18 protein-coding genes are annotated in these 17,969 nt (G+C 70.3%); 8 read left to right on the top strand and 10 right to left on the bottom strand.

Annotated elements, in window-relative coordinates; all coding sequences use genetic code 11:
- Positions 1-90 precede the first annotated feature (90 nt).
- The 3 genes from GVV77_RS02105 to GVV77_RS02095 form a co-directional block, all read right to left on the bottom strand.
- Positions 91-1,374: a deoxyguanosinetriphosphate triphosphohydrolase gene (locus tag GVV77_RS02105; RefSeq protein ID WP_159615904.1), complete on the bottom strand. Its 1,284-nt coding sequence runs from the start codon at positions 1,372-1,374 to the stop codon at positions 91-93.
- A 72-nt stretch (positions 1,375-1,446) separates the two neighbouring features.
- Positions 1,447-2,655, bottom strand: coding sequence for a tRNA dihydrouridine synthase DusB (dusB, locus tag GVV77_RS02100; RefSeq protein WP_159616181.1), 1,209 nt, complete (start codon positions 2,653-2,655; stop codon positions 1,447-1,449).
- Positions 2,656-2,957: 302 nt separating this feature from the next.
- Positions 2,958-4,382 carry a YibE/F family protein gene (locus GVV77_RS02095; RefSeq protein WP_159616179.1) on the bottom strand — a complete coding sequence of 475 codons (1,425 nt, stop codon included), beginning with the start codon at positions 4,380-4,382 and terminating at the stop codon, positions 2,958-2,960.
- 152 nt (positions 4,383-4,534) lie between these two features.
- Between GVV77_RS02095 and GVV77_RS02090 the strand changes: the two genes are divergently transcribed.
- Both GVV77_RS02090 and GVV77_RS02085 read left to right on the top strand, forming a co-directional pair.
- On the top strand, positions 4,535-5,299 hold the full coding sequence (locus GVV77_RS02090) for an alpha/beta hydrolase (RefSeq protein ID WP_159615903.1): 765 nt from the start codon (positions 4,535-4,537) through the stop codon (positions 5,297-5,299).
- Between the two features lie 84 nt (positions 5,300-5,383).
- On the top strand, positions 5,384-6,199 hold the full coding sequence (locus tag GVV77_RS02085) for a lysophospholipid acyltransferase family protein (RefSeq protein ID WP_159615902.1): 816 nt from the start codon (positions 5,384-5,386) through the stop codon (positions 6,197-6,199).
- A 39-nt stretch (positions 6,200-6,238) separates the two neighbouring features.
- Here the strand turns inward: GVV77_RS02085 and GVV77_RS02080 are convergent, their stop codons facing one another.
- The 3 genes from GVV77_RS02080 to GVV77_RS02070 all read right to left on the bottom strand — a co-directional run bounded on the left by GVV77_RS02080 (position 6,239) and on the right by GVV77_RS02070 (position 9,686).
- A complete protein-coding gene (locus tag GVV77_RS02080) occupies positions 6,239-7,147 on the bottom strand; it encodes a GNAT family N-acetyltransferase (RefSeq protein WP_159615901.1) in 909 nt (302 codons plus the stop codon).
- Entirely contained in the window at positions 7,147-8,535 is a 1,389-nt protein-coding gene (locus GVV77_RS02075) for a glycine--tRNA ligase (RefSeq protein ID WP_159615900.1), read from the bottom strand. The genes GVV77_RS02080 and GVV77_RS02075 overlap by 1 nt, the downstream gene beginning before the upstream one ends.
- A gap of 143 nt (positions 8,536-8,678) precedes the next feature.
- Positions 8,679-9,686 (bottom strand): DMT family transporter, encoded by a 1,008-nt coding sequence (locus GVV77_RS02070; RefSeq protein ID WP_159615895.1) that lies wholly within the window; start codon positions 9,684-9,686, stop codon positions 8,679-8,681.
- A gap of 51 nt (positions 9,687-9,737) precedes the next feature.
- Between GVV77_RS02070 and GVV77_RS02065 the strand changes: the two genes are divergently transcribed.
- Positions 9,738-9,989, top strand: coding sequence for an RNA-binding S4 domain-containing protein (locus GVV77_RS02065; protein ID WP_159615893.1), 252 nt, complete (start codon positions 9,738-9,740; stop codon positions 9,987-9,989).
- Between the two features lie 12 nt (positions 9,990-10,001).
- Here the strand turns inward: GVV77_RS02065 and GVV77_RS02060 are convergent, their stop codons facing one another.
- Positions 10,002-10,697, bottom strand: a complete 696-nt coding sequence (locus GVV77_RS02060) for an alpha/beta hydrolase (RefSeq protein WP_159615891.1) — start codon at positions 10,695-10,697, stop codon at positions 10,002-10,004.
- Positions 10,698-10,810: 113 nt separating this feature from the next.
- On the opposite strand from GVV77_RS02060, the gene GVV77_RS02055 reads away from it, so the two are divergent.
- The 5 genes from GVV77_RS02055 to GVV77_RS02035 all read left to right on the top strand — a co-directional run bounded on the left by GVV77_RS02055 (position 10,811) and on the right by GVV77_RS02035 (position 15,052).
- Positions 10,811-11,665, top strand: a complete 855-nt coding sequence (locus tag GVV77_RS02055) for an SGNH/GDSL hydrolase family protein (protein ID WP_425483327.1) — start codon at positions 10,811-10,813, stop codon at positions 11,663-11,665.
- 184 nt (positions 11,666-11,849) lie between these two features.
- Positions 11,850-12,896, top strand: coding sequence for an ABC transporter substrate-binding protein (locus GVV77_RS02050; protein ID WP_159615887.1), 1,047 nt, complete (start codon positions 11,850-11,852; stop codon positions 12,894-12,896).
- A gap of 32 nt (positions 12,897-12,928) precedes the next feature.
- Positions 12,929-13,690, top strand: a complete 762-nt coding sequence (locus tag GVV77_RS02045) for an ABC transporter ATP-binding protein (protein ID WP_159616177.1) — start codon at positions 12,929-12,931, stop codon at positions 13,688-13,690.
- Positions 13,687-14,565 (top strand): ABC transporter permease, encoded by an 879-nt coding sequence (locus GVV77_RS02040; RefSeq protein WP_159615885.1) that lies wholly within the window; start codon positions 13,687-13,689, stop codon positions 14,563-14,565. The genes GVV77_RS02045 and GVV77_RS02040 overlap by 4 nt, the downstream gene beginning before the upstream one ends.
- Positions 14,566-14,596: 31 nt before the next feature.
- Positions 14,597-15,052, top strand: coding sequence for an RrF2 family transcriptional regulator (locus tag GVV77_RS02035; protein WP_159615883.1), 456 nt, complete (start codon positions 14,597-14,599; stop codon positions 15,050-15,052).
- A 61-nt stretch (positions 15,053-15,113) separates the two neighbouring features.
- Here GVV77_RS02035 and GVV77_RS02030 read toward each other — a convergent pair whose 3' ends face one another.
- The 3 genes from GVV77_RS02030 to GVV77_RS02020 all read right to left on the bottom strand — a co-directional run bounded on the left by GVV77_RS02030 (position 15,114) and on the right by GVV77_RS02020 (position 17,921).
- A complete protein-coding gene (locus GVV77_RS02030) occupies positions 15,114-15,356 on the bottom strand; it encodes a hypothetical protein (protein WP_159615881.1) in 243 nt (80 codons plus the stop codon).
- A gap of 99 nt (positions 15,357-15,455) precedes the next feature.
- Entirely contained in the window at positions 15,456-16,598 is a 1,143-nt protein-coding gene (gene metX / locus GVV77_RS02025) for a homoserine O-acetyltransferase MetX (RefSeq protein ID WP_425483326.1), read from the bottom strand.
- Between the two features lie 6 nt (positions 16,599-16,604).
- Positions 16,605-17,921 (bottom strand): bifunctional o-acetylhomoserine/o-acetylserine sulfhydrylase, encoded by a 1,317-nt coding sequence (locus tag GVV77_RS02020; RefSeq protein ID WP_159615879.1) that lies wholly within the window; start codon positions 17,919-17,921, stop codon positions 16,605-16,607.
- Positions 17,922-17,969 lie beyond the last annotated feature (48 nt).

The raw sequence follows: 17,969 nt of genomic DNA, 5'->3' as shown, positions 1-17,969 counted from the left end.
GCCCCGCCACTGACACCTTCTGCGGCGGCGCCCCGGCGGGCCCGCTGCGCCCCCGCAGAGGTGTGCGGCGGCCGCGGCCCCGGAACCGCGCTACCAGAGGGCAGGGACGGGCCCGACGATCCTCTCGTGCAGGGCAAGCGCCGAACCGTCAGTGAGGGACGCCACCTGGTCGATCACCACGCGCAGCCGCGCGTCGTCGTCGCCGGCGGCCTGCCAGTCGGCTGCGAAGGACTGTTCGAGGTAGCGGTCCCCGTTGGCGGCCATCTGCGCCACGAGCGAGGAAAGCACCTCGCGCTGGCGTTCGTAGAGCGGCTGCCGGTGATCGGTGGTCATCACGTAGGTGGTGGCCAGGCCCTTCATGACGGCGATCTCGAGCTGCGTCTCCTCGGGGACCACCATCTGCGCCGTGTAGCGGGTAAGCGGGTCCGTGCCGTAAATCGCGCGGGTCGCCTCGAGGGCGCTGAAGCAGAACCGGCCGATCAGCTGGCTGGTCATGTTCTTCAGCGCGGCCATGGAGCGGCGGCTGCCGTCAGCCTCCCGCACCCAGACGGCCGTCTTCTCGAGCCGCGCGAGGGCCGCATCGACGGCGGCCGGGTCGCTGCCGGGCAGGTACCACTGCTGGGTGTAGCCCACCACGCGGGCCCGCGCGTCGGGGCTGTCCATCCAGCGCAGCTGGAGGTGCCCGGCGACGATCGCGTCCTCGACGTCGTGGACCGAATAGGAGATGTCGTCGGCCAGGTCCATCACCTGGGCCTCGAGGCAGGAACGGCCGGCCGGGGCGCCGGAGCGCAGCCACGAAAAGACCGGAAGGTCGTCGTCGTACGCGCCGAACTTGGAGGTGCGGTGCCCGTTGATGAGCGGGGCGTCCGCGGCCGTCCACGGGTACTTGCAGGCGGCGTCGAGGCTGGCCCGGGTGAGGTTCAGGCCCGCCGACGTGCCGTCGGGGCGGATGACCTTCGGTTCGAGGCGGGTGAGCAGCCGCAGGGTCTGGGCGTTGCCTTCGAACCCGCCGATGCCGTGGGCGATCTCGTTCAGGGCCGTCTCGCCGTTGTGCCCGAAGGGCGGATGGCCGAGGTCATGGGCGAGGCAGGCGGCGTCGACGATGTCAGGGTCGCAGCCGAGGGAGCGGCCGAGCTCGCGGCCGACCTGGGCGACCTCGAGGCTGTGGGTGAGCCGGGTCCGTACGAAGTCGTCGGTGTCCGGGGCCACGACCTGGGTCTTGGCGCCAAGGCGCCGGAGCGCCGAGGAGTGGAGGACCCTGGCACGGTCCCGTTCGAAATCGGAGCGGTGGGAGCTCTTGGCGGGCTCGTCGACCCACCGGTGGAGATCCTCGACGGCGTAGCCCGCCGTCAGCGGTGCGGAGGGAAAGCTCATGAGCCCTTCCTGCCTTTCGGCCGGGAGTCGGAGTCGGCGCGGCGTGCCGCGGATCGCCGGACGGCCGGGGAATCAGCCACCGGAGACGTCCAGTTCCGCCGCCGAGATGTCGGCCTGCTGTGCCTCGTTGAGGCGCCGCGACTGGAGCCAGTGCTCCGGCAGTGAGGTCTTCTTCGGGGAGCCGGCCCGGCCGCGGGGGCCCTCGGCGTCGGCGCCCGGATAGGGCGAATCGGCGTCGAGCTCGGCGAGCAGGCCCCGCAGCACCTCAAGCGTTGGCACTGTGGCCAGCCTGGCACGCAGTTCGCCCCCAACGACGTACCCCTTGAAGTACCAGGCCATGTGCTTGCGGATGTCCCGCAGGCCCATCATTTCGCTGCCGAAGGCATCGACGAGCAGCTCGGCGTGGCGGTACACCGTCTCGGCGACCTGGCCCAGGCCCGGCTGGTGGCGCTCGGCGCTTCCCTCGAAGGCGTTCATGAGGTCGCCGAAGAGCCAGGGCCGACCCTGGCAGCCGCGGCCGATGACGACGCCGTCGACGCCGGTCTCGCGCACCATGCGGACCGCATCCTCGGCGCTCCAGATGTCGCCGTTGCCCAGGACCGGGATGTCGGGCAGGGCGTTGCGCAGTTCGGCGATGGCCGACCAGTCGGCCTTGCCGGAGTAGTACTGCGAGGCGGTGCGGCCGTGGAGGGCGACGGCCGCCACTCCACTGTCGCGGGCGATCCGGCCGGCCTCGAGGAAGGTCAGGTGGTCCTCGTCGATGCCCTTGCGCATCTTGATGGTGAGCGGGATGCCGCCCTTGGAGGCCTCGCGGACGGCGGTCTGCACGATGCCCGTGAACAGGTCGAGCTTCCAGGGCAGCGCCGCTCCGCCGCCGCGGCGCGTCACCTTGGGCACCGGGCAGCCGAAGTTGAGGTCGATGTGGTCGGCCCGGTCCTCCTCGACGAGGATGCGCACGGCGGCGCCGACGGTGGCAGGATCCACCCCGTACAGCTGCACGGAGCGGACCGACTCGTCCTCGTCGTGGGAGATGATCCGCAGGGATTCGGGGCTGCGTTCGACCAGCGCCCGCGAGGTGACCATCTCGGAGACGTACAGTCCGCCGCCGTATTCACGGCACAGCCGGCGGAACGCCTTGTTGGTGATGCCCGCCATGGGGGCCAGGATCACGGGGGTGTCCACGGTGATCGGGCCAAGGCGCAGCGGAGGAAGGTCGAGCCGGGTGGCGGGGTCGACGGAACCTGCTGGTGCCGCTGCGTCAGCTGCGGCGGGCGCATCGATGGCTGAGGCGTCGACGGCGGGGGCGGCGGAACGGAGGGCGGGCCCGGCGGTCCGGGTGGTTACGGCAGTCACCCCTCCATTGTCGCAAGAGCGGGCAAATCGGGCACATCGGCCCTCCGGCGGCCTCGGTCCGGCAGAGCCCCCGGCGGGGCCGCGCGGCGTCTCCGGGGCCGCCGCGGTCCCGCTAGTGGGATTCGGCCTCCCGGCGGGCCCGGCGGGAGCCCGCAGGTACCTCCGGTTCCGCTAGTGGGATTCGGCCTCCCGGCGGGCCCGGCGGGAGCCCGCAGGTACCTCCGGTTCCGCTAGTGGGATTCGGCCTCCCGGCGGGCCCGGCGGCCCGCAGGTACCTCCGGCTCCGCTCCGGGCCCGTTCCCGGCCCCCGACGGTGTCCCCTGCAAAGCTTCCTGCGAAGCCGACTGCCGGGCCGGCGCCGGCGTGCCGCCCGGGCCCGCCGGAACGGTGGCCGGGACGGTGGCCGGGACGGGCGCGGAACCCGTTCCACGTCCGCCGACGGCCTTTACCACTGCGACGGCGATGGCCGTAGTGACCGGGATGGCCAGGACGAGGCCGATGGAACCCACGAGCGTGCGCACCACCTCCTCCGCGAGCTCGCCGCTGGTGAGGGTGTCGATCAGGGCCCGGTCGTAGAGCGAGACAAGGATCAGCACGGGAAGGGCCGCACCGGCATAGGCGAACGCGATCGTGTAGACGGTCGAGGCGATGTGGTCGCGGCCGATGCGCATCGCGCCGGCGAACAGGCGCCGTGCGGGGGTTGACGGCGCAAGTTCGTAGAGCTCCCAGACCGCCGAGGACTGGGTGATGGTGACGTCGTTGAGCACGCCCAGGCCGGAGATGATCAGCCCGCACAGGATGATCGAGGAGATCGACAACTGGTCGGAGGAGTTGACCAGCGCGTACGCGTTGTCGTCACCCACCCCCGTCAGGTGGGCCGTCCCGGTGGCCCAGGCCGCCAGCACCGCGGTGATGCCCAGGCCGAAGATGGTGCCGAGCAGCGCCGTCGAGGTGCGGGCGGAGAAACCGTGGGCGAAGTAGAGCACCCCGATCATGATGGCGACCGACCCCACGAGGCCAAGCAGCAGGGGCGGAGCCCCTTCCACGAGGCCCGGCAGGATGAACTGCGCCAGGATGAACAGCGCCCCGACCAGCCCGAGCATCGCCCGGAATCCCCGCCAGCGGGCGACGGCGACCACCACGACGGCGTAGAGGATGGTCAGGGCAATGATCGGCACCGTGCGGACGAAGTCGACGAAGACATAGGGCGCCGATCCGCCCTGGATGACCCCCTCGAGGTTCAGGTACCGGATCCGGTCGCCGGCCTCGACGGCGCTGGCCTTGGCCAGTTCGGGGGTCACCTCGACGGGCACCGTGGGGCCGCCGGCATCGGGCACCGTGAAGGCGACCAGGCAGGTGAGGGCCTCGCCGCCGGCGTCGACGGTCGGCTGGGAGGACGGGCAGTCCTCGAAGGCCGCCCGCTGCACCGTTCCGGTCTCGAACGTGACCCCCTCGGCGGTCGCGTAGGGGTTGGCCACCGAAATCTCCGAGGTGTCACCCGAGGGCCACAGCAGCCACATGCCGGCGACCGTCAGCAGCCCCAGCGGAAGGAGGAGAGCCGCCAGGAGGAAATTCGCCCGCCGGCGGGTGGCAATCATTGGAGCGGTCGGCTCCGAAGAACCGGCAGTCGAAGTGTGGCTGATACCCACGGACATCCTTCGGTTGGTGGTGCGGAAGTTACGGAAGAGCAAGGTTTTCATACGGAGTCTACGCAGGGTGGACACCCGGGCGGTGCCGCCTAGGGTTGGAGGAAAAGGCATCCGGCGCGCTCCGGTGAGGGCGGCGGCCAGGAGTTGGAGGGGACGCGATGAGCGGGAACGGTGCAGGAAGGGGCGGGACGCCGCGGCGTCCCGGCCGCGCAGCCGTGCCTGCCGACCCGGTCCTGACGGTGCGCGCACCGCGGGGCGGGGTCACCGCCGTCGTCCTGCTGCTTCACGGCGGGCGGGCCCACAGTTTCGACCCGGTGCGCAGCCGGCATCTCAGCCCCTCCCGGATGATCCCCTTCGCCCAGGTCCTCCACCGCCGGGGCGGTCCGCATGGCCTGGCCGTTATGGCACTGCGCAACCGGGTGCGCGGCTGGAACGGCCCCGAGATGTCGGCGCTTCAGGACGCACGGTGGGCCCTCGAGCGCATCCGGCAGCAGCATCCGGGGGTTCCGGTCTACCTGGTGGGGCACTCAATGGGAGGGCTCACCGCGATCTGTGCCGCGGACGACCCGCAGGTCCGCGCCGTGGCGGCCCTCGCCCCGTGGCTTGAGAGCAACACCCCGGTGGACCCCATCAAGGACCGGCACCTGTTGATCGTCCATGGCGACACCGACCGCTGGACCAGCCCCCGCCAGTCCCGCCGCTTCGCCGAGCGCGCCGTGCCCCTTGCCGCTTCGGTGAACTATGTCAGCGTCCGCAACGCCGGGCACTTCATGTTCCGCAAGGTCGGCAGCTGGCACGGCATTCCGGCTTCCTTCATCCTGAGCCGTTTTGCGGCGGACACCGCAGCCGGCGTCGGGCCGGCGCATCTGCGCCTGGCGCGTACCCTGCTGGCCGCCGACGAACCACTGGCCATTCGAGTCTGAGGCGCGGAGTGCCGGCCGGGCAACAGTCACCGGGGCGCGGGACCACCGCCGCCCCTCCACCAACCGGAACAGGGTAAGAACACGATGGGATGGAAACCGAAGCAGAGCGACCGGATGTACCGCGCGGTGGTGCAGGCGGGGCTGCTGACCTTCTCGTCGCTGCGGCTGCGGGTTGACGTCACGGGCACCGAGAACCTTCCGGCCCCGGACCCCCTGCAGGGACGCTCCCGCCGGGCGCTGCCCGGAAGGGGCGCCGTCGTGGCCATCACCCACTTCGGGTACCTCGACTTCGCCTTCGCCGAACTCGTCCTCTGGAAGCATGCGCGGGTGCAGATGCGGTACATGATCACCAAGGCGGCGGCATCACATCCGGTGATCGGCCCGATCGTGTACGGCCTGGGGCACGTCGTCACCGACCGCCGTGCCGGGGCCGCGGCCTACGCCGACGCGCTGGCGAAGCTGCGCGCCGGCGAGTACGTCGCCATCCTCCCCGAGGCCGGAGTGAGCCGCAGCTACACGGTGCGCGAGCTCAAGACCGGGGCCGTGCGGCTGGCGGCGGAGGCGGGCGTGCCGATCATTCCCGTCTCGGTCTGGGGATCGCACCGCCTGCTGACCCGGGGCCATGGCTTTTCGCTTCGGCGCGCATGGAGGTCCCCCGTGCGGATCCACGTGAGCGAACCGATCCGGCAGACGCCCGGTGCGGATGTGGCCGCGGAGACGGAGAAGCTGCGCGCCGAGCTGCAGGACGGCATCGAGCGGTGCATCGAGACCTTCCCGCTGGTTCCGGCACCCGGTGAGTGGTGGCAGCCGGCCCACCTCGGAGGCGGTGCCATGACTGAGACCGAACGGGCCGCAGCAGACGCCCACGACCTCGCCACCGGGCGGTACAGCAGGGGCTGAGCCGCGCCCGACGCGGCCCGCTTCCCCGGGTGCGGGCCGTCAGCCGGCGACGACGAAGGTGGCCGGGGCGGCCTCCACGGCGGAGCCAGCGGCCAGCAGCGGCTCGACAACGTTCACCAGTGCCGTCATCGAATCGTCAACCTCGAGCTGGACCGGGTAGGTGTGGACGAGCATGGCGAGCAGGCTGGCCACCGCGGCTTCCTGCTCCGATGCGGGCAGGGACGTGTCGTACCCGAGCAGCACGTCGGCCGGCGCGTCGGTGCGGGCCGACGTGTAGCTGACGGCGAAGGCCGCAATGGACCCGCCGTCGCTCTTGGGCTTATCCCGCAGCACCACCGCCCCGCCGGCGCCCGTCGCGTCGGCCAGGAGCAGGTTCTGCGCCCGGCCGAGGGTCATCTCCGCCCGGTCCCAGCCGTGGACGGCCGTGTAGAAGGCGGCGACGGCCTGCGTGAGTTCCACCGAGCCGGTCGCTGCCTCCTCCAGCTGTGGCCCGGAGGCGTCCTCGAAGCGCGGGGCCGCCAGGGCGCCCGGCTTCACCACGATCACCCGGGAACGCTGGATGGTCGTGAAGCCGGTGGACTCCGCGAAAGCCGCCCCCGAGGTGCCGGGCTGGACCTTGCTGCGCAGCGCCGTGACGCCCGACGGCGACGCCGCGGCCTCGTGGCGCAGCATCGTCAGCAGGGTCGAGCCCACCCCGGCGCGGCGGTGGTCGGCCGCCACCTCGACATAGCACCACAGCCTCTCCGGGTGCAGGGCCGTCTCATAGGCGAACCCCGCCGCGACCGGAATGCCCTGGTCGAGGGCGGTAATGCACCGGTTCCAGGGTTCCTCCGAGGAGGGCCGGAAGGAGCCGCGGAACTGTTCCGACGGGCTCGACTCCGGGCCGCCCCACAGCTGGAGCAGCTCGAGGTCGTCGCCGTCCTGCCAGGCACGGTACTCGAGGGCCATCAGGCGCCCAGCATCCGCTCGGCGAGGTAGCCCTGGACCTTGTCCAGGGAGACACGTTCCTGCGCCATGGTGTCGCGTTCGCGGATGGTCACGGCCTGATCGTCGAGGGTGTCGAAGTCGACGGTGATGCAGAAAGGAGTGCCGATCTCGTCCTGACGGCGGTAGCGGCGTCCGATCGCCCCGGCGTCGTCAAAGTCGATGTTCCAGTTCCGCCGCAGCTGCGCCGCCAGTTCCTTGGCCTTGGGCGAGAGGTCCTCGTTGCGGCTCAGCGGCAGTACCGCGGCCTTGACCGGGGCAAGGCGCGGATCGAGCTTGAGCACCGTGCGCTTGTCTACGCCGCCCTTGGCGTTGGGCGCCTCATCCTCGGTGTAGGCATCGACGAGGAACGCCATGAAGGAGCGGGTCAGGCCCGCGGCGGGTTCGATCACGTACGGGGTGTAGCGCTCATTGGTGGCCTGGTTGAAGTAGCTCAGGTCCGTCCCGGAGTGCTTCGAGTGCGTCGAGAGGTCGAAGTCGGTGCGGTTGGCGATGCCCTCGAGCTCGCCCCACTCCGAGCCGGAGAAGCCGAAGCGGTATTCGATGTCCGTGGTGCCCTTGGAGTAGTGGCTGAGCTTGTCCAGCGGGTGCTCGAAGAGGCGCAGGTTCTCGGGGCGGATGCCGAGGTCGGTGTACCACTCGTAGCGGGTGGAGATCCAGTACTTGTGCCACTCGTCGTCTGTGCCGGGCTCGACGAAGAACTCCATCTCCATCTGCTCGAACTCGCGGGTGCGGAAGATGAAGTTGCCCGGGGTGATCTCGTTGCGGAAGCTCTTGCCGATCTGGCCGATGCCGAAGGGCGGCTTCCGCCGGGAGGTGGTGAGCACGTTGTTGAAGTTCACGAAGATGCCCTGGGCAGTCTCGGGGCGCAGGTAGTGCATCCCCTCCTCGCTGGCGACGGGGCCGAGGTAGGTCTTCATCAGCCCGGAGAAGCTCTGCGGTTCGGTCCAGCGGCCCTTGGTGCCGCAGTTGGCGCAGGTGATGTCGAGCAGCCCGTTCTCTGGGGCCCGGCCTTTCTTCTCCTCGAACTCCTCCTCCAGGTGGTCCTGCCGGTAGCGCTTGTGGCAGTTCAGGCACTCGACGAGCGGGTCGCTGAAGACTTCGACGTGACCCGAGGCCTCCCACACCTGGCGTGGAAGGATCACTGCGGAGTCGAGGCCGACGACGTCCTCGCGCCCGCGCACCATGGACTGCCACCACTGGCGCTTGATGTTCTCCTTCAGCTCGACGCCGAGGGGCCCGTAGTCCCACGCCGAACGCGATCCGCCGTAGATCTCGCCTGACTGGAAGACGAAGCCCCTCCGCTTGGAGAGGGAGATGATTGGGTCGAGAGCTGATTTGGGTGCCGCCATGGGGGTTCTCCGGTCGTCAGCAGGCCGCTGGGTGCGGTCCGCGGGATGGTGGGTGCAAAGCTGCGGATCCTTCCGGGATTTCGCCGTCGATCCGGAAGGGACAGTCCGGCTCCAAGCCTACCGGCACCGGAGCCGAACCCGTCCTACGTGCGCCCGGCCGTCGTCCCGATCCGCCGGCGCCGGGCCGCCGCGGCCGCGGCGCCGCGGGGCCAGGGCAGGGTGGTGAGCACGATGGCGACGAGGGTCAGGAGGGTGCCGGCGACGGTGGCGAAGGCAACGACGCTGCCGGGTGCCGGAACGAACAGGTCAAGGGCCAGCGATCCCACGAGCTGGCCGCCGATCAGGCCAAGGCCCGTGAGCAGGACGCCGAGGCTGCGCACCAGCAGCGCTCCCAGGCCGATGAAGACGCAGCCCATGGGCCCGCCCAGGTAGTACCACCACTCCGACGGCAGGGCGTTGCCGGGCCCGGCGATGGCGACCTTCGCCAGCCAGACCGCGAGCAGGACCACGGTCCCGGCGATGAAGTTCACCAGGGTGGCGGTGATGGGGGTTCCGTAGTGGAAGGCCGCCGTCCCGTTCATTGCCTGCTGGAAGCTCAGCAGAATGCCGGCGGCGACCGGCAGCAGGACCGGGATCAGCCAGGACGAGGGCTCCCCCGCCGCACCGAACCGGGGTGAGACCGCCCAGATCACCGACACCACCGTCAGCACGACGCCGATGATGCGCATTGGTGTCGCTGATCTCTTGCCGGCGGGGCCGATGCCGAGCCGGTCGACGACGAGTCCGCTCAGGGACTGGCCCATGACCGCGGCCACGGAGAACAGCGCGACGCCGATGAGGCTGATGGTCAGGGACTGGGAGAACACGAAGAACGCCCCGATCGCCCCGGCCGCCAGGTACAGCGGCGGGAACCGGCGCTCGCGCACCGAGGGGCCGATCGCACGGAAGCCCGCCCGGCCGCGCGGCAGCACCAGGGAGATCAGGATCATCACCACCAGCCCGGTGCCGAAGCTCACCAGGGCCGCGGCGACGCCGTCGTCGAGCCGGGCGCCCAGGGCCCCGTTGATGCGCCCCTGGACGGGGATGGCCGTCCCGGCGGCGAGCGCCACCGGGATGCCGATAAGGGGCGGGAGCGGGGCTGAGGAAGTCACCGGTCAAGTTTAGTGGACCGGTGCCGGCATCCGGTCGGGCAGAATTGGGTCATGAGCAGTGAACCGAACGGACCCGGCGCGTCGGCCGGCATCAGCGAACTTCCGATTTCCGACGGCATGATCCGGCTGGGACAGCTGCTGAAGCTCGCCTCGCTGGCCGAGGACGGAGCCGAGGCGAAGACCCTGATCGACAATGGGCTGGTCCAGGTCAACGGCGACATCGAGGAGCGCCGCGGGCGCCAGCTCCACCCCGGCGACGTCGTGAGCGTCAACGGCCAGAGCGTGCGGATCGTCGCGGGCTGAGCGCCGGGCCCTTCAGCTCCCGCTGGTTCCCCCGGTCGGTGCATTCAGCACCGTCAGCGTCAGGAACTCCCGGACGTGGGCCAGCTCCTGCTGGCTGATGCTGTGCCCCATGTTGGGGTACAGCACCTTGGTCAGCCGGGTGGTCGAGGTCGCCCAGCGGTGCGTGTACTCGACCATCGAGGAGGCGATCACCTCGTCCGCCTGGTCCCGGCCCCAGAAGAAGGGCACCGAACGGCCCGCCAGCGCCTCGTCCTGGAAGAAGGGATGGCCTTCGGGAGGAACAGCGAACCCCGAGAGGCCCACGACCGTGGCGAAGTCGCCCGGGCGGTGGCGCAGCAGCGAGGTGGCAACGCCCATCCCCATGGAGAACCCCAGCAGGCTGACGCTCGGGTGCGGTGCCCGGATGGCATCGAGCCATTCCACCAGCGGCTTAAGCGCTTCGACGACGGCCTCCACCGAGTACCCGGCGTCCCGGGACAACGGGAACCAGGAGTACCCCTGGTCCTCGGCGGAGGGGGCGCGGACCGAGACGACCGTGAACTCCCCGGGCAGGTAATCGGCGAGCGCCATGAGATCGCGTTCGTCGGCCATATAGCCGTGAAAAAGCACAAGAAGCGGGGTCCCGGCCCGCTCGCTTTCGGGCCGGGACCAGAGGGTGACCGGGTCCCAGGCGGGCGTGGACAGGGGGTCGGGGCCGGTTTTCGTCATCCCCCAATTCTGGCATGCAGGGCGCCCCGGCCGGCCCGCCCGCTCAGCCGCGGCGCCGTAACCGGGGCTACCTACGGTCGCGTAGGCGGCCCCCTACTTGGCAGGATAAAAGGGTGAGTGAAAAACAGGCAGTATCTGCAGTTGAAGAATCCGTACACGTCGAGGGGGAGGCTATCCCCCACCCCTGGCGGCGTTACGTCGCCCTTGGTGATTCCTTCACCGAAGGGATCGGGGACCCCAACCCCGACAGCGTCGGAGGAAACCGCGGCTGGGCCGACCGGGTCGCCGAGGAACTCAGCCGGGGCTGCGGCAGCTTCTCCTACGCGAACCTTGCGGTACGGGGACGGTTGCTGCAGCAGATCGTGGACCAGCAGGTGGAGCCGGCACTGGCCCTCAAGCCGGACCTCGTGAGCATCTCCGCCGGCGGCAACGACCTCCTGCGGCCCGGCGCCGACCCCGATCAGCTCGCCGCACGGCTCGATTCCGCCGTGCAGACCCTCGGCAGCGAGGGTGCGACGGTGGTGCTGTTCACCGGGCCCGACGTGCGCGACACGGTGCTGGGAAAGGTGCGCCTGAAGACCGCCGTGTTCAACGAGAACCTGCGGGTCATCGCGGCCCGGCACGACGCCGTGATCGCCGACATGTGGGCGCTGCGGCAGCTCTCCGATCCGCGGATGTGGTCCGAGGACCGTCTTCACTTCTCCCCTTTGGGGCACCACACGATCGCGATGATGGTCCTCGACACGCTCGCGGTGAACCACACCCTCGAACCGATGCAGGCCAAGCCGCTTCCGCCGAAGAGCTGGCGGCTTGCACGCACCGAGGACGTCGTCTGGGCGCGGGAATACCTGATGCCCTGGATCCTGAGGCGCCTGCGCCACCGTTCCTCCGGTGACGGAATCAGCCCCAAACGTCCGGAGGCTTCGACGATCTTCGGACCGGCCATGCCGCCCGGCGCGGGCCTGTAGGCACGGCCGGGCCCTGTCCGCTCCGGCGGCGGCGCCCGCCTGAAGGCCAACTACCTGCCCCGAGATGCCCTCCTACGCTGTCCCATCGGCGTTCCACCTGTTCCTTCGGAATTCCCTTCCTCGGCCCTTGTAAGCGGCATAGCCTGTCGGATTACTAGGATTCGATCGGCTGGGGAGAGTCGGAATGAGAACCACATCGGCACGCATTGGCGTCCTTGCCATCGCCACCATCACCGTCCTCTCAGGATGTTCGGATCCGGGAGCAGCGGACCCGGGCGGGCAGGACCGGCCGGAAGAGATCCGGCTCGGGTACTTTCCCAACCTCACCCACGCTCCGGCCTTGGTGGCCGAGGCCGAGGGCCTGTACGACGAGCATCTGGACGGGGTGGACCTTCGAACCCAGACCTTCAGCGCCGGGCCGGAGGCGATTGAGGCCCTGTTCTCCGGTGCCATCGACATGACCGTCATCGGCCCCAACCCCACCATCAACGGCTTCACCCAGAGCCAGGGCAAGGCGCTGAAGGTTCTTGCCGGTGTCGCCTCCGGCGGCGCGGGGCTGGTGGTGCGGCCGGGGATCGACAGCGCCGAGGACCTCGAAGGCGCCACCCTCGCCACCCCCCAGCTGGGCAACACGCAGGACGTGGCGCTGCGGACCTGGCTCGAGGGCGAGGGACTCACCGCAGACACCGAGGGCGGCGGCGACGTCAGCATTAAACCCCAGGAGAACTCGGCCGCCCTCCAGTCCTTCGTGGCCGGGAACATCGACGGCGCCTGGGTGCCCGAACCGTGGCTGACCCGCCTCATCGAGGAGGGAGATGGCCGGCTGCTCGTCGATGAAGGGGAATTGTGGCCGGACGGGCGGTTCGTCGTCGCCAACCTGGTCGTCCGCACCGAGTTCCTCGAAGAGCACCCCGACACGGTCCAGGCGGTGCTTGAGGGCCACCTCGACGCACTGGCGTTCATGGAGGAGGACCCCGAGGGCGCCCAAAAGATCTTCAACGACAAGATCGAGGAGCTCACCGGGCAGCGGGTAAAGGACGAGTACCTCGAGGCCGCCTGGGGAAACGTCGAGTTCACCTTCGACCCGCTCCCCGAGACCCTCGTTACCGGAGCCGGCCACGCGGTGTCGGTGGGCCTGCTCGAAAAGGTCGAGCTCGAGGGCCTCTACGCACTTGATCCCCTCAACACCGTGCTCGAGGACCGAGGACTGACCGGGGTGAAGGAGCCGTGATGCGCCTGGGAACAGCCGGCGCACGGGACCGGATGCCCGCCCCGGACGCCACCACGGCACGCACCGCCATCTCGCTGCGCGGGGTCGGCAAGGACTTCCGGGGCGCCGCCGGTGAAAGCGTCGCCCTCGACAGTGTCGACCTGGACATCGACGCCGGGGACTTCGTCTGCCTCCTGGGACAGTCCGGGTGTGGCAAGTCGACCCTGCTGAACCTCATCGCGGGCCTCGACTCCCCCAGCCGGGGCAGCATCGAGGTGGGCGGCCGCCGGGTCGGCATGATGTTCCAGGACGCCAACCTCTTCCCGTGGCTCACCGTGCGGGGAAACATCGAACTGGCGCTGCGCCTGTCCGGCGTGCCGGCCCGGGAGTTCGGTCCCCGCGTCGATGAACTGCTCGAAACGGTGCGGCTGCCCCGGGCGGGCTCGATGCGCCCGCACGAGCTGTCCGGCGGCATGCGCCAGCGGGTCGCCCTCGCCCGGACGCTCGCCCAGGACTGCCAGATCCTCCTCATGGACGAACCCTTCGCCGCCCTGGATGCGATCACCCGCGACGCCATGCACGACGAGACCGAACGCATCTGGCTCGAACGGGAGCTGACGATCGTCTTCGTCACGCACAACGTCCGGGAGTCGGCCCGGCTGGGGAACCGGGTTTTGGTGATGGCACCTGACCCCGGACGGATCGACTCCGAACTCCAGATCGGGCTGCAGCGGCCCCGTCGGATGGAAGACCCCGGCGTCGCCGACCGCGCCGCCGAGCTGCACCGGCGCCTTTCGGAAAGGAACGAGCCATGAGCGACATCGACGCCGGCCGCCTGGTGGGCAAGACAGCGGCACCCGCGCGCCGGAGCCGCTCCGCCGGGTCGGAGGGCCAGCGCGGCGCCTCCCTCGGCTCCCGCATTGTCCGCCGGAGCTGGCCGCCCCTGCTTGCGGTGATCATGACCCTGCTCCTGTGGGAAGGTGTCTACCTCAGCGGCTGGCGCCCCAGCTACGTCCTGCCCGACCCGGCGACCGTCCTGCAGCGCACCGGCGAGATGGTAGCCAGCGGCAAGTTCTGGCAGGCCCTCGGCACGACGATGTTCCGCGCGGCGGCCGGCTTCGGCCTGGCCCTCGGCATCGGCACCTTCATCGGCCTGGTCGTCTCGTTCTCCCGGACCCTCCGGGCAGCGATCGGCTCGATGATCACCGGGCTGCAGACCATGCCGTCCATCGCCTGGTTCCCCTTCGCGATCCTCCTCTTCGGCCTCTCGGAAAGCGCAATCCTCTTCGTGGTGATCCTCGGGGCGGCCCCGTCCATCGCCAACGGCATCATCTCCGGCATCGACGACGTGCCGCAGGCCCTCATCCGCACCGCGACGGTGCTCGGCGCCCGGGGTCTGAGCCTCTACCGGTATGTCGTGGTTCCCGCGGCCCTTCCCGCCTACCTCTCCGGGCTGAAGCAGGGCTGGGCCTTCGCCTGGCGCTCGCTCATGGCCGGGGAGCTGCTCGTCATCATCGCGTCCAAGCCCTCACTGGGCGTGCAGCTGCAGTTCCACCGGGAGTTCGCCGACACCGCCGGCCTGATGTCCGTCATGATCATCATCCTGGCCCTCGGCATGCTCATCGACGGTGTGCTCTCCCGGGTGTCCAACGGCGTGCGGGCGCGGCGCGGCATGGGGCCGGTCTCCTGATGCCTGCCTCTTCCAGTGGGGGTAGGCGTCAATGCAGGTGACAGCGCGCGCCGACTACGCCCTCCGGGCCGTCATCGAACTTGCCTGCAGCGAGCAGGAAGTGCTCACCCGGGATGCCCTGGCCAGCCAGCAGCACATTCCGGCCAAGTTCCTTGAATCGATCCTCGGGGAACTGAGCCGTTCGGGCCTGCTCACCTCCCGCCGCGGATCCGGCGGCGGGTATTCCCTGACCCGGCCGGCGACGGAAATCACCCTTGCCGATGTTCTCCGGTCCGTGGACGGTCCCCTGGCCGGGGTGCGGGGAGAGAGCCCGGAGCAGGTTACCTACCCGGAGTCCACCAGCAGCCTGCGCGATGTGTGGGTGGCCACCCGGGCCAGCCTGCGCCTGGTCCTTGAGACGACCAGCGTCGCCGACGTCGCCCGCGGCGAGCTTCCCGTCCCGGTCCAGGAGCTGCTGACGCTGCCCGGAGCGTGGGAACGCCGCTGAATCCTGTCAGGGTGGCCGCGCCCCGGCTCGTCAGGATGGCCGGCGACGCGCCGCAGGACGCCTAGGAGTCGAGGGAGACCTCCCCGCGGGCCACGGCGTCGGCACAGGCGCTGAGGTCCGGTCCCGGCTGGAAGTCGACGAACTGCGGCTGGAGCTTGGCGAAGAGGAATTCGTACACTTCCTCCCTGCTGCGGCCGCCGAGGGTCTCCACCGCCTCCCGCACCGCCTCCTGCAGCGCACGGTCCGCGTCAAACAGGATCTTCTCGCGGGCTTCCTCGTTCCAGCCGATGCTGTTCAGGTCCATGAACCGTCCTTCCTCGCGGACGCCGCCGGCCGGCGCCGGGGCGTGCTCGGCACCACTGTAGGGGCGGCCGGTCCGGCGCGCCCAGCGTTTTTGCGGACGCTACCGGGGGTAGAAACGGGCGCGCAGGTGTGCGTCGAGCTGCCCGATCTCGGTCAGGAAAGCGTCGTGGCCGATCGGTGAGGAAATGGTGTGGACGGGAACCTCGCCCGGGAGGGCGTCCGCGAGGGCGTGCGCCTGCTCCGGGAAGTACAGCCGGTCCGAATCCACGGCGGCGACGAGGACCTCGGCGGTCACCGCGCCGAGCGCCTGCCGCAGGGCGCCCCGGCCGCGTGCGGCGTCGTGGCTCATCAGCGCCTCGGTCAGCACGAGGTAGCTGTTGGCGTCGAAGCGCTGCACGAGCTTCGCGGCCTGGTGGTCGAGGTAACTTTCCACCGAATACCGTCCGCGGTCCGCCGGACGCTGCCCTCCGAAGGGGGCCTCGGCGCCCTGGGCGCTGCGCCCGAACCGGAGAGCGAACTCGGCCTCGGACCGGTAGGTGATATGGGCGATGCGCCGGGCGATCCCCAGGCCGGCCTCCGGCGGTGGAGAACCGTAGTAGTCCCCGCCGGCGTAGTGCGGATCGAGGCGGATGGCCTGCAGCTGGGCCTGCGCGAACGCGATCTGCTCGGCCGTGCTCGCGGCGGAGCAGGCGATGACGGCGCACCGGGCCACCCGCTCCGGGTACATCAGCGCCCACTCCAGCGCCCGGGCCCCGCCCATGGAGCCGCCCAGCACCGAGTGCCAGCGGCGGATCCCGAGCTCATCGGCCAGCAGCGCTTCGGCCCGGACGGAATCACGGATGGTAATAAAGGGAAAGCGCGAGCCCCAGGGCCGGCCGTCGGGTGCCGGCGTTGAGGGGCCGGTTGACCCGTAGCAGCCGCCGAGCATATTGGCGGCCACGACGAAGTACCGGTCGGTGTCCACGGTGCGGCCGGGACCGACGAGCGCGTCCCACCACCCGTCCTCGTCCGACCCGCCCCGGGCCACGTGGGAGCTGCCAGTCAGGGCGTGTTCGACCAGGACGGCGTTGGAGGCGTCGGAGTTGAGCACACCCCAGGTCTCGTAGGCGAGCTCGACCGCGGGCAGGAACCCTCCGGTCTCGAGGGTGGCGGGGCCGAGGCGGGCCGTCCGGACGACGCCGTCACGCCCGGGGACGCCCGGGATGGGGGCCCGCCCGGGGTAGGCAGGAAGGTAGGCGGTCACGGCCCGCTAGCTTCCCTTCGCCGCACGGAACCCGGCGTCGAGGTCGGCCAGGATGTCCTGGAGGTTCTCGAGCCCGACCGCCAGGCGCACCAGGCCCGGGCGCACTCCCGCGGCCAGCTGTGCCTCGGCGCCGAGCTGGCTGTGGGTCGTGGAGGCGGGGTGGATCACCAAGGAACGAACATCGCCGACATTGGCCACGTGGGAGTGGAGTTCGAGGCCGTCGACGAAGCGCCTGCCGGCCTCGATCCCGCCCGCGATGTCGAAGGACACGATGGCGCCGGTGCCGTTCGGCCCGTACTTCAGCCCGCGCTCGTACCAGGGGCTTGAGGGCAGGCCGGCGTAGGCGACCGATTCGACGTCGTCGTGGAGCTCGAGCCATTCCGCAACGGCGCGGGCGTTGGCGATGTGGCGTTCCATCCGCAGGCTGAGCGTTTCGAGCCCCTGGGCGATGAGGAAGGCGTTGAACGGGGAGATTGCGGACCCGAGATCGCGCAGCAGCTGGACGCGCGCCTTCAGGATGAAGGCGAGGTTCGCCCCCAGGGCGCTTCCGACGCCGAGGTCCCGGGCGTACACCAGCCCGGAATAGCTCTCATCGGGGGTGTTGAAACCCGGGAATTTCTCCGGGTCCCGGCCGTAGTCGAAGCGGCCCGAGTCGACGATGACGCCGCCGATGGCGGTGCCGTGACCGCCAAGGTACTTGGTGGCGGAGTGCACGACGATGTCGGCGCCCCACTCGATGGGGCGGATGAGGTACGGCGTGGACACCGTCGCATCGGCGATCAGGGGGACCCCGTGTTCGTGGGCGATCGCGCTGATCCCCTCAAGGTCGAGCACGTCCTGGCGGGGGTTTGAGACGACCTCGCCAAAGAACGCCTTGGTATTGGGCCGGACGGCGGCGCGCCACTGCCCCAGGTCGTCGGGGTTCTCCACGAAGGTGGTTTCGATGCCGAATTTCCTCAGGGTGTGCCGGAAGAGGTTGTAGGTACCCCCGTAGAGGCTCGGGCTTGCGACGATGTGGTCGCCCGCCTCGGCGAGATTGAGGATCGCATAGGTTTCGGCCGCCTGCCCCGAGGCGAGCAGCAGGGCACCCACCCCGCCGTCGAGCGAGGCGATGCGGGCCTCAACCACCTCCTGGGTCGGATTGCCGATGCGCGTGTAGATCGGGGCAAGCTCGGTCAGCGCGAACCGGTCGGCCGCGCTTTGGGTGCTGGGGAAGACGAAGGACGTGCTCTGGTAGATGGGCAGCGCCCGTGCCCCCGTGGCGGCGTCGGGCGTCTGCCCCGCGTGGATCTGGCGGGTTTCGAAGGACCAGTTGCTGGACATGGCGTTCCCTGTCGATGAAGGGGCCCGTCCGCCGCCGGAAACCGCCGG

The organism is Arthrobacter zhaoguopingii (assembly GCF_009828605.1).
GTDB lineage: Bacteria > Actinomycetota > Actinomycetes > Actinomycetales > Micrococcaceae > Arthrobacter_D > Arthrobacter_D zhaoguopingii.
The sequence above is the reverse complement of the archived record's forward strand: the minus strand, read 5'-3'. Positions and strand labels throughout refer to the sequence as shown.

Coding starts and splice junctions, on each gene's coding strand:
- GVV77_RS02065 (WP_159615893.1), top strand. CDS start 9,738: ATGAGCAGTGAACCGAACGGACCCGGCGCGTCGGCCGGCATCAGCGAA.
- GVV77_RS02105 (WP_159615904.1), bottom strand. CDS start 1,374: ATGAGCTTTCCCTCCGCACCGCTGACGGCGGGCTACGCCGTCGAGGAT.
- GVV77_RS02060 (WP_159615891.1), bottom strand. CDS start 10,697: ATGACGAAAACCGGCCCCGACCCCCTGTCCACGCCCGCCTGGGACCCG.
- GVV77_RS02045 (WP_159616177.1), top strand. CDS start 12,929: ATGCCCGCCCCGGACGCCACCACGGCACGCACCGCCATCTCGCTGCGC.
- GVV77_RS02085 (WP_159615902.1), top strand. CDS start 5,384: ATGGGATGGAAACCGAAGCAGAGCGACCGGATGTACCGCGCGGTGGTG.
- GVV77_RS02050 (WP_159615887.1), top strand. CDS start 11,850: ATGAGAACCACATCGGCACGCATTGGCGTCCTTGCCATCGCCACCATC.
- GVV77_RS02020 (WP_159615879.1), bottom strand. CDS start 17,921: ATGTCCAGCAACTGGTCCTTCGAAACCCGCCAGATCCACGCGGGGCAG.
- GVV77_RS02035 (WP_159615883.1), top strand. CDS start 14,597: ATGCAGGTGACAGCGCGCGCCGACTACGCCCTCCGGGCCGTCATCGAA.
- GVV77_RS02080 (WP_159615901.1), bottom strand. CDS start 7,147: ATGGCCCTCGAGTACCGTGCCTGGCAGGACGGCGACGACCTCGAGCTG.
- GVV77_RS02090 (WP_159615903.1), top strand. CDS start 4,535: ATGAGCGGGAACGGTGCAGGAAGGGGCGGGACGCCGCGGCGTCCCGGC.
- GVV77_RS02075 (WP_159615900.1), bottom strand. CDS start 8,535: ATGGCGGCACCCAAATCAGCTCTCGACCCAATCATCTCCCTCTCCAAG.
- GVV77_RS02040 (WP_159615885.1), top strand. CDS start 13,687: ATGAGCGACATCGACGCCGGCCGCCTGGTGGGCAAGACAGCGGCACCC.
- GVV77_RS02030 (WP_159615881.1), bottom strand. CDS start 15,356: ATGGACCTGAACAGCATCGGCTGGAACGAGGAAGCCCGCGAGAAGATC.
- GVV77_RS02095 (WP_159616179.1), bottom strand. CDS start 4,382: ATGTCCGTGGGTATCAGCCACACTTCGACTGCCGGTTCTTCGGAGCCG.